Annotated in this window: 1 protein-coding gene and 3 tRNA genes; 3 read left to right on the top strand and 1 reads right to left on the bottom strand. The window is 40.8% G+C overall.

From position 1 onward, the window contains the following. Positions 1-34 precede the first annotated feature (34 nt). From AC0YN6_RS30410 to AC0YN6_RS30400, 3 genes are all read left to right on the top strand, one after another. Positions 35-110: transfer RNA gene (locus tag AC0YN6_RS30410), tRNA-Val, on the top strand. Between the two features lie 7 nt (positions 111-117). Next, positions 118-193: transfer RNA gene (locus AC0YN6_RS30405), tRNA-Lys, on the top strand. A gap of 12 nt (positions 194-205) precedes the next feature. Continuing rightward, positions 206-285: transfer RNA gene (locus tag AC0YN6_RS30400), tRNA-Leu, on the top strand. Between the two features lie 230 nt (positions 286-515). Here AC0YN6_RS30400 and AC0YN6_RS30395 read toward each other — a convergent pair. After that, positions 516-1,295, bottom strand: coding sequence for a MerR family transcriptional regulator (locus AC0YN6_RS30395; RefSeq protein ID WP_475751986.1), 780 nt, complete (start codon positions 1,293-1,295; stop codon positions 516-518). Between the last annotated feature and the right edge of the window lie 385 nt (positions 1,296-1,680).

Below are 1,680 nucleotides of genomic sequence, written 5' to 3'. Positions count from 1 at the left end.
ACACCCCACAAGTCGTGGGTTTTATTGCTTCCATGGAGGATTAGCTCAGCTGGGAGAGCATCTGCCTTACAAGCAGAGGGTCGGCGGTTCGATCCCGTCATCCTCCACCATGAATATGAGTCATTAGCTCAGTTGGTAGAGCACCTGACTTTTAATCAGGGTGTCGTAGGTTCGAATCCTACATGACTCACCATTTTTCTTATATGCGCGTATGGCGGAATTGGCAGACGCACTAGACTTAGGATCTAGCGGGTGACCGTGGGGGTTCAAGTCCCTCTACGCGCATCATATTTCACAGAAAAAGCCTTGCTAAGCAAGGCTTTTTTGTTGTTTAGATAAGAATGAAAAGTTGAATATGACTGGTCTTAATTTGTCTTTCTGTCAAAGGAGTTAGCCTTATGTACAATAAAAACATCTGATTTAGAAAAGGACAGTGTAAGTGGGCATGTGAATGCCTTCCTATACTATCCTTTATTGATAAGCCAAAGTTTGATCGTTTTGGAGAAGCAAGTCAATCAGAGATCCTCCTTTGCTTGCTCCATACCCGTATAAACTAGAATTGCATCTCTTAGGAATAAGGCAGATCCAGGCTGGTTCTTGTCATAATAGGAAGTAAATCTCCCATCGTCCACATACATTTGAGCAACCCCCGCATGAGCCTCCTTATTGTAGCTGCCCCAGTAAAAGGTGAGCCATTGCCGGTGCAAATCTGCTGCTTTCTGCGCTAGCTCACCAGCGGGATCACCGGTTGTAAAAGCTTGACCAAGCACGTTTAATACTTCAGCGCCCAGCTTTTCGATATTATTATGCTGCTCCTCTGTCATGTTTTTGACGATATGATTGGAGCGCTCTACTTGCACATCCCCATACTTCTCTCTAATTTCTTTACCATATTGTTTTTCATTTTCATCAATCAGCTGCTGCTTAAAGCCTTCGAATTTTTCTTTATTTGCCATAGTGATTCTCCCTTCTTTTTGCACTAATGTTTTGTCAACATTTGCGATTAACAGGTCTAACTGTGTTCTTTTCTCCAAAAGCTTCTCTCGATGCTGTAATAATGCTTGTTCTCCGTCAAAAGCTGGTGATGTTACGAGACGCTTTATTTCCTCTAATCCGACTCCGAGCTCTTTATAAAATAGAATTTGCTGTAATAGATCAATCTCCGCTTGCCCATAAATACGATAGCCAGAAGAATTCATTCGTGCTGGCTTCAACATATCGATCTCGTCGTAATAACGCAGCGTGCGTGTGCTAATACCCGCCAGTCGACTTAGCTTTTGTATGGTGTATTCCATGTGTTCACCTCCTGACAACATCATCGTACACCTTCACGCAACGTGAAGGTCAACTGTTTATTTTATATTTATTGTCTATACTTATGGAACTATATACTCAATCATTTAACATGCGTTGCGAGTGGGCATTAAAGCCTGATAAAATAGCGATATAACATGAAAATAATGAATATAATAAATTAATTTCAACAAAAGACTTGCAAAGATAGTTGTTACATGTTATATTATATTTCTGGTCGAGAGACACATGCGGACAGCGAACAAAACAAGCAATACAAACGAAAGAATAGATTGCTCTTTGAAAACTGAACAACGAGTAATAAACTGCCCTTACGATTCTAACGAATCGTGAGAAAAAGCGATAAAAAAGTAATGAGCAAGTCAA

The organism is Paenibacillus sp. J22P15 (assembly GCF_056269345.1).
The sequence above is the reverse complement of the archived record's forward strand: the minus strand, read 5'-3'. Positions and strand labels throughout refer to the sequence as shown.

Excerpts from the sequence above, each read along its gene's own strand:
- AC0YN6_RS30395 (WP_475751986.1), bottom strand. The coding sequence starts at position 1,295 with ATGGAATACACCATACAAAAGCTAAGTCGACTGGCGGGTATTAGCACA.